General features: G+C 65.3%; 8 protein-coding genes and 1 pseudogene. 8 read left to right on the top strand and 1 reads right to left on the bottom strand.

What is annotated here, in order from left to right:
- The 8 genes and pseudogenes from QOI01_RS10075 to QOI01_RS10040 all read left to right on the top strand — a co-directional run.
- Positions 1–287 (top strand): hypothetical protein (locus QOI01_RS10075; RefSeq protein ID WP_526380436.1); only part of this gene is annotated, 287 nt, incomplete at its 5' end.
- A gap of 30 nt (positions 288–317) precedes the next feature.
- Complete coding sequence (locus tag QOI01_RS10070; RefSeq protein WP_526380434.1) at positions 318–524, top strand: hypothetical protein; 207 nt, start codon at positions 318–320, stop codon at positions 522–524.
- Between the two features lie 367 nt (positions 525–891).
- Positions 892–1,662: an esterase/lipase family protein gene (locus QOI01_RS10065; protein ID WP_526380432.1), complete on the top strand. Its 771-nt coding sequence runs from the start codon at positions 892–894 to the stop codon at positions 1,660–1,662.
- A gap of 32 nt (positions 1,663–1,694) precedes the next feature.
- On the top strand, positions 1,695–1,940 hold the full coding sequence (locus QOI01_RS10060; RefSeq protein ID WP_526380430.1) for a hypothetical protein: 246 nt from the start codon (positions 1,695–1,697) through the stop codon (positions 1,938–1,940).
- A 57-nt stretch (positions 1,941–1,997) separates the two neighbouring features.
- Positions 1,998–2,279: pseudogene (locus tag QOI01_RS10055) on the top strand (PAS domain-containing protein); the annotation flags it as partial.
- Between the two features lie 65 nt (positions 2,280–2,344).
- Entirely contained in the window at positions 2,345–3,652 is a 1,308-nt protein-coding gene (locus QOI01_RS10050; RefSeq protein ID WP_526380428.1) for a GAF domain-containing protein, read from the top strand.
- A 17-nt stretch (positions 3,653–3,669) separates the two neighbouring features.
- Complete coding sequence (locus QOI01_RS10045; protein WP_526380426.1) at positions 3,670–4,116, top strand: sensor histidine kinase; 447 nt, start codon at positions 3,670–3,672, stop codon at positions 4,114–4,116.
- A 1,063-nt stretch (positions 4,117–5,179) separates the two neighbouring features.
- Positions 5,180–6,193 carry a GlxA family transcriptional regulator gene (locus QOI01_RS10040; RefSeq protein ID WP_526380424.1) on the top strand — a complete coding sequence of 338 codons (1,014 nt, stop codon included), beginning with the start codon at positions 5,180–5,182 and terminating at the stop codon, positions 6,191–6,193.
- On the opposite strand, the gene QOI01_RS10035 is transcribed toward QOI01_RS10040, so the two are convergent.
- The coding region (locus QOI01_RS10035) for a cytochrome P450 (RefSeq protein WP_526380422.1) at positions 6,190–7,288 on the bottom strand (1,099 nt) is incomplete at its 5' end. The genes QOI01_RS10040 and QOI01_RS10035 overlap by 4 nt on opposite strands.

Raw genomic sequence — 7,288 nt, 5'->3', positions numbered from 1 at the left:
CGGCCTACGCCGGTGTCGCGCTGCTGCTACCGGGATCGCCGGCTTTTCGCGCCGCTGCGCTGGTGCTGGCCGTGGTCTTGGCGCTCGTTGACTCATTCGCGTTCATCGCCATGAACGCCCAACGCCGCCCGGCGCAGCGTTACCGTGCCGAGGATCAGGGAAATGCAGGCAGCGACCGTCGACACGAACACGAGAGGGAGCAGTACCAACGCAGCAGAACGATGGAAAGCGGCGCGGCACGAGCACGTCAAATCGCGAGTGGTGATTACATTGGCCGGTCACGTTGATCTGACAGAGCAGGAGTTGGACGCTATCGCATGGAAGGTTCTCGTTCTGAATTCACCGGAGAGCTCTACGCCAACTGGCCGATCGACCGGCGCGTGAACGCTTACCTCATGCATCACCGGCTGATGCACGTCGCCAACAGTGGGGCCGCCTGCGACGTACTGCACCGGGTCATGGCCAACATTGGTCGTGCGCTCCGCCGCGGCGTGCTCACGCGTGGCACACCGTCGGCCGGATGACGATTCCGGCTCGTCTGCCACCCTCGGTTCCGGCCAAACCCGGTGGCGGAATGCCCGATGTCGCGGCCCGGCAGACCGGTGAAACGGTACAGCGACGACGAGTGGTTCGTCCGCCGCGATGGGTCGATGTTCCCGATCGCGTGATGGTCGGCACCCCCAGGGTCGCTCCCCGTTCCAGCTAGCAGGTAGCGCGAGACACCGGCTGCCCCGAAACGCCAATGGCGGCTGGCCGCGATGACGCACGACCCGCCGACGGCGATCCTCAATGTGGTACCCGTCACACAAAGGGGTGAGAAATGTCGTGGGCGCAGGTCAACAGAGGGCACCAATCGGCATGGTCTGCGGTGCGCAGAAACGACGAGACATGATGTCGCCGCTCGCCCCAATCCCGGGCGCGCGCAAGCTGCTTCGGACGATTGGCCGTGCCGCGGTGGTGCAGGCATACGAAGTGGGACTGATGGCGTCGTTTGTCGCGAAGGCGCCGCTGCACCTGGCAGGTGGCGGCTTCGACCCTGCATTCGGTACGTTGCCGCCTGTCCAGGCGGACACCGCACACACGGCGCGCCCCGTGCTGCTCGTGCACGGCTTCGGGGGCACGAAGTCAAGCTGGTCCTTCCTCGCGCGAGCCCTACGTGCCCGAGGCCTGACCGTCGAAGCGATCACCTACACGCCGTTCGGAACCTCAGTGGAGCAGCTCGCCGATCGGCTCGCCGTCGAGGTTGAGAGGACGTTGTCTCAAACCGGCGCGGACAAGGTGCATCTGGTCGGACACAGCCTGGGCGGGGTCGTCATCGCGCAGGCCATCGCGGGCGGGCGTCTCACCGGGCAGGTCGACAGGGTCGTCACCCTCGCGGCACCCTTCGGGGGCTCGCCGTGGGCGAACCTGCTGCCGTTCGTGGCGGTCGTTCGGGCGCTGCGGGAAGGTTCGCCACTATTGCGCCGACTCGCCTGCGCGCCGGTACCCGACGGCGTGCGGTGGCTAGCATTCACGGCCACACTCGACATGATTGTGCCCGGCCTCCGGTCGGTGCCGGCCCACGCCGACGTGGAGACCGTAATGGTCGGCGGTGTCGGTCACCTCGGGATGCTTCTGAGCCGCCAGGTTGTCGGCCGCATAGTCGCCGCGCTGCCCGCATGAGGGTAGGCCGGAGCATGAGGAGCGATACAACCGTGGCCTCCGCGCGCCGGGGCGACATGTCCTGGCGGGCGAGGGCCATCGCCATCTATCTGCGCGGTGGCGCCTACGTCAACGAAATCCAATCCGCACACGGGAGACTCATCACCGACCTCGCCACACAACTCGGGTGCTCGGTACCGATCTACGGACTGGCTCCCAGCCACCATGCCGCTGACCGCGCTCACCCCGTCGGGACGAACGTGCGCAAGCACTACAAACGCACCTACGGGCATCGGTAAGCTGGGACCTGCCTGGCGATCTGTCAAGTGGTGTGACGCCAAGGCCGGGAGGGTGAGTTGTCATCGCCGCAAGCACTGCTGGCCAGGATCCTGGAACAGGTCCCGCAGCCAGTGTGGGTTGTCGATCACCTGGGCTTCATTGTGTTCGCCAATCCGGCCGCGAGCAGCGCCTTGGGCTACCACGATCCCGGGGAGCTGCGGGGCAAGCCCAGCCACGAGACAGTCCACTACAGGCGCCACGACGGCACCCCCTACCCGGAGGCGGAATGCCCGATGTTGCGGCCCCGGCAGACCGGTGAAACGGTGCACAGCGACGACGAGTGGTTCGTCCGCCGCGATGGGTCGATGTTCCGATCGCGTGGTGGTCGGCACCGATCGACACGCCGGGCGGGCGGGGGGCGGTCTTGGCCTTCACCGACATCACCGAGCGTCTCGCCTCCGAAAAGGCGATACGGGAGCGCGACGCAGCCGAAATTCGTGCCGTCGAGTCACGGGCGGCCCAGCAACGCAACCTCGAGCTCGCCGACCAACAAGCCGCGTTGCGGCGCGTGGCCACCTTGGTGGCGCGTGGCGCGAGCCCGTCGGAGGTATTCGCCGCAGTGTCCAACGAATTGGCACGTGTTCTGCATGTGGTCAACGCGGGCCTGCTGCGCTTCGAGCCCGACGGCACAGGGCTCGTAGTGGCCGTGCAGTACGAGGCGGGGATCACAGAAATGCCCGTCACTGGCGAGCGGATTCCGTTGGCGGGAGACGACGTCGGAGCTCGCCTGTTACACACCGGCCGACCCGCCAGGATTGACAACCACGCACGCGCCCTCGGTCCCGAAGCCGAACGCATACGTGAATCGGGCATCCACTCGATCGTCGGAGTACCGGTTATTGTCGACGGCCGCCTTTGGGGCGCGGCAATCGTCGGGTCTAGGGGCCTCGAGCCCATGCCGCCGGACACCGAGGCGCGCATCGGCGACTTCGCCGATCTGGTCGCAACCGCGATCGCCAACGCCGCCACTCGATCGGAACTGCAGGCGAGTCAAGATGAGTTGAGGATGCTCGCCGAGCAGCAGGCGGCTTTGCGGCGCGTCGCGACGCTGGTGGCGCGCGGAACATCTCCATCGGAGGTGTTCGCGGCGGTGGCAGAGGCGATGGCCCGTTGCCTGCATGCCGGCAACGCGTCGGTGAACCGCTTCGATGGTGACACGGTGACCGTTCTGGCCCTGGCTCGTATTGAGCCGGGAATGGAGCACAAGCCGGTTGTCGGCGAGCGCCACACATTGGAGGGCGACAGCATCGCATCGCGGGTGTTTCATACCGGTCGGCCCGCGCGTCTAGACAGTTCGGAGTTACAGCGCGCTCCTGGCTCCATCGCCGAACGGCTACGTGAGATGGGCCTTCGGTGCACGGTGGCAGTACCGATCATCGTCGACAAACGGGTGTGGGGGATGGCGGCCGTCGGCTCGGGGGCGCCCGACGCGCTGCCAGCAGACACGGAGGCGCGCATCGGTGATTTCGCCGACTTGGTCGCTACCGCGATCGCCAATGCCGCCACCCGCGCCGAACTCGTTGCCTCTCGCGCGCGCATCGTCACAGCGGGTGATGAAGCGCGCCGCCGTCTGGAACGCGACCTGCATGACGGGGCCCAGCAACGGCTGGTGTCATTGGGGCTGCAACTGCGCGTGGCCGAGGAGGCGGTGCCCCCCGAACTCGATAGCTGAGAGGCCAGCTTGCCGAGGTGCTGGCCGGATTGACCGGCGTCTCAGCAGATCTCCAGGAGATATCCCGCGGAATTCACCCAGCGATTCTGTCCAGGGGCGGGATTGGCCCGGCGCTGAAGACGCTAGCGCGCCGCTCGAGCGTTCCGGTGGACCTCGACCTGACCCTTGACCGCCGGTTACCCGACTCCATAGAGGTCGCCGCTTACTACCTGGTGGCCGAGGCGCTGACCAACGCCGCCAAGCACGCCGCGGCCTCGCTGGTGAACGTGTGTGCCGACACCCACGATGCGGCCCTACGACTACTGATTCGGGACGACGGCATCGGCGGCGCCGATTTCGGCAAAGGGTCTGGGCTCATCGGGCTACAGGACCGCGTTGAGGCCTTGGGCGGCCACATGGAAATCACGAGTCCCCCGGGGAGCGGAACGTCAATGCATATCAGCATCCCACTCGGCGGCAAGTGACGCCGACTGCAAAAAGACCGATGCTCAGGACCGAGGGCATGCAGCGGGCGGATCGTCGATTCTCCTCACGTCAAGGAGTGATTCATCTGATGAATCATCGGCGATGCACCTACATCTGACGTGGGCGACCTCGAAAACGGTTAGAGGCTGCGTAACTGTCACGACAGCAGCCAATATATCGGCATCTCGATCGCACACGAAAATACTTGGCGCACACCATTGTAGGGATATGCGGTCTTACCGGGTAAAGCCACATATTCGATTTCCGCGTATCCACCCGGGCGGGCGGGCTCCGACGGCGTACGCCCGCCAGGCCCTTGAAAAAGCTTGCTGCATGTCAAGAATGGGCTCACGGGCACATCAGAGTCGCCTTGAATAGGCTGCGAGACCACCCGGGTGATGCCAGGTGGCGAACTGTTCGACGGGGGCTCGAACGGCTGGTTCCCGGGTCGCGTCGAGTTGCAGCCCAGCCAGGTCTGGAAACGCGCGAGAGGTTCATCGCGTTGCGGGAGCGGACCGTTGTGCTCGAGGAGGCTGCGTAGGTGTGAGACCTGTCTGCTTTGGCCGGCGGCGTCCAGACCGTCGTGGCTGAGCGGGACGTGCCCTCCAGCTAGGCCGGTCAGCAGGGCCCGAACGGTGGCGGAGCGTTTCCACCTGAAGGAAGAAATCTTCGGTACCGACGTTGAGGTGCACCGGCGGCAGTCGACCAACGGAGCGGTCAGCAGCAGCCCTGCGGGCATTAGATCAAGTGATCAGTGTGCGGAAGGTGCGTCGCTTCCTCGCTCCTAGAGACCGGGTCCGGTGCAGCCGGGGCTTCGCTCGTTGTGAGCCGGAATCGATTGTGGGTTCAGCGCGCGCCCTTGACCTGCCGGACGGCTGCACGCCATGCGCGAGCCCGTTGGCGGCGTGTATGCCGGCGGCAATGTCAGTCAATAGTTGGAACGTGCGTTGGCGCCTGATCCGGATCCAGCGAGCTGGTCGTCTGTACAACATGTTTCAAGCATGGTCGGTGCGCCGACCGATCAACAGTGGCACTAAGGCCGATAGTCGTTAAGATAGTGACATGCATTCCGTGGCAATCCTCGCCTACGACGGCATGTCCGGTTTCGAGTCGGGTGTGGCTGCCGAGATCTTCGGGATCACCGAACTCTCCGAAAAATTCTCCGAAGGCATCCCAAGGCCCTGGTACACGGTCAAGCTCTGCTCCGAGCAACCCGAAGTCAGAATGATGGGCGGTGCCACCGTGCGCACGTCCTACGGTCTGGCTGACTTGGCGACAGCAGACACAGTGATAATCCCCAGTGTTCGAGACACTTTGGCGCCGGTGTCCCCCGAACTCGTCGACGCGATCAAGACGGCGTCCGAACGAGGATCTCGGCTGGTGTCCATCTGCTCTGGTGCATTCGCCCTAGCCGCGGCCGGAGTCCTCGACGGCCGGTCGGCCACTACCCACTGGATATACGTGGATCTACTTCAACAGCGGTATCCCGAGATCGACGTCGATCCCGTGCCCCTTTACGTCGACGAAGGAGACGTGCTCACCAGCGCGGGATGCGCCGCGGGTCTGGACCTGTGTCTCCACATCGTGCGCTCCGACCATGGCGCTCGAATCGCCAATGACGTGGCACGACGGCTGGTGATCTCACCACACCGCGCCGGGGGGCAGGCTCAGTACATCGAGACTCCGGTGCCCGAGCCCACGACCGACGGTCAGATTGCGGCCGGAATGGCATGGGCGGTTGACAACCTCGATGCACCGATCACCCTGGATGAGCTGGCCGCGCAGTCAACGCTGTCGCGGCGCAGCTACCTACGACGATTCGCCAAGGCGACCGGAACTACCCCGATCAAATGGCTGATCGCACAACGAATTCAGGCGAGTCTGGAACTACTGGAGTCGTCCTCGCTATCCATCGAGCAGGTTGCCACCCGGGTAGGCTTCGAGTCAACGGTCACCTACCGACACCACTTCGTCCGTGCATTGCGGACAACGCCCAGCGAATACCGTGGCTGCTTCACGGGGCAGCCTCCCACGCCCTCCGACAAGCCGAGTCCAGCCGAGTCCACGTCGGCTTAGCTCCGCGGCCGTACGCGCGCCCGGATCGGCGCACCGGCGACCATCGTGAACGGAACGGCGAGCGGAAAGTCGTCGTCGAGCGACTCGATTTCGGCGTTCCTGATGATGGCGGCCAGACCGAGGGTTGCTTCGAGCATGGTGAAGTGATCGCCGATGCAAGACCGCGGCCCGCCGCCGAACGGCAGATATTGCCAGCGATCCCGGTTCTTGGAGTTCTCCGGTGCGAACCGGTCGGGGTCGAACTCCAGCGGGTTCTCCCACATGTTGGGGTCGCGGTGCATGGCGTAGATCCCCACGATCACCATGGTGCCGGACGTGACGCGATAGCCGTCAACATCGAAGTCCTGCATCACCATTCGATTCGTTGCTGCCGCTGGCGGACATAGGCGCAATGATTCGTGTAGCACCCGGACGATGTATTCGAGTTGCGGGACGTCATCGGCAGTCAAGGGGCGGTCGCCAAGGGCGGCGACCTCGAATGCAGCGCGTTCCTGAAGCTCGGGACGGTGACCCAGCGCCCACAACGCGTACGCCAGCATCGTCGCGGTGGTGTCGTGTCCCGCCGCCATGAAGACGACCAGTTCGTGGCGAATGTCTTCGTCGGACAACGGCTGTCCCGTCTCGGGGTCGGTGGCCGCGATGAGGGTGCGAACCAGTGGCGCATCGCGATTCGGGTCGGCCTGACAGGCGCGCAGAACGTCGTCGGCGAGTCCATGGAGGGCAGCATTGGCGGCGCGCGCCCGGCGCCGGGCGGGGGTCGGAAGCCAGGACGGGGCCCGCACCGGTCGTGAGGCGCGATCGGTGACGTAAGTGAGGCCGGTGCGGAGCGGCTCGCCGAGCGGATCGGCCCGCCCCTCGAGGTCCAGGCCGAGCACCGACCGAGCCAACACCTCCACGGTCAACTTGCGGCACTCCCGATCGAGATCCAGTTCCGCGCCGTGGCACCACCCCTGCGAGAAGCGGTCCGCGCTCTCGGACATGTGGCCAGCGAACTGTGTCACCTGTTTCCTGGTGAACACCGGTTGCAGTGCGCGCAGACGGGGCAACCACGCTTCGTGTTTGAAGTTGAAGAGCGAACCCCCGAAGAGTCGTCGG

The sequence above is a fragment of the Mycobacterium sp. genome (genome assembly GCF_032162605.1).
Taxonomy (GTDB): domain Bacteria; phylum Actinomycetota; class Actinomycetes; order Mycobacteriales; family Mycobacteriaceae; genus Mycobacterium.
Note: the sequence above shows the minus strand (reverse complement) of the source record. Positions and strands in the feature narration are given on the sequence as shown.

Bases quoted from the DNA above. Each gene is read 5' to 3' on its own strand.
- QOI01_RS10070 (WP_526380434.1), top strand. From the start codon at position 318: ATGGAAGGTTCTCGTTCTGAATTCACCGGAGAGCTCTACGCCAACTGG.
- QOI01_RS10040 (WP_526380424.1), top strand. From the start codon at position 5,180: ATGCATTCCGTGGCAATCCTCGCCTACGACGGCATGTCCGGTTTCGAG.
- QOI01_RS10065 (WP_526380432.1), top strand. From the start codon at position 892: ATGTCGCCGCTCGCCCCAATCCCGGGCGCGCGCAAGCTGCTTCGGACG.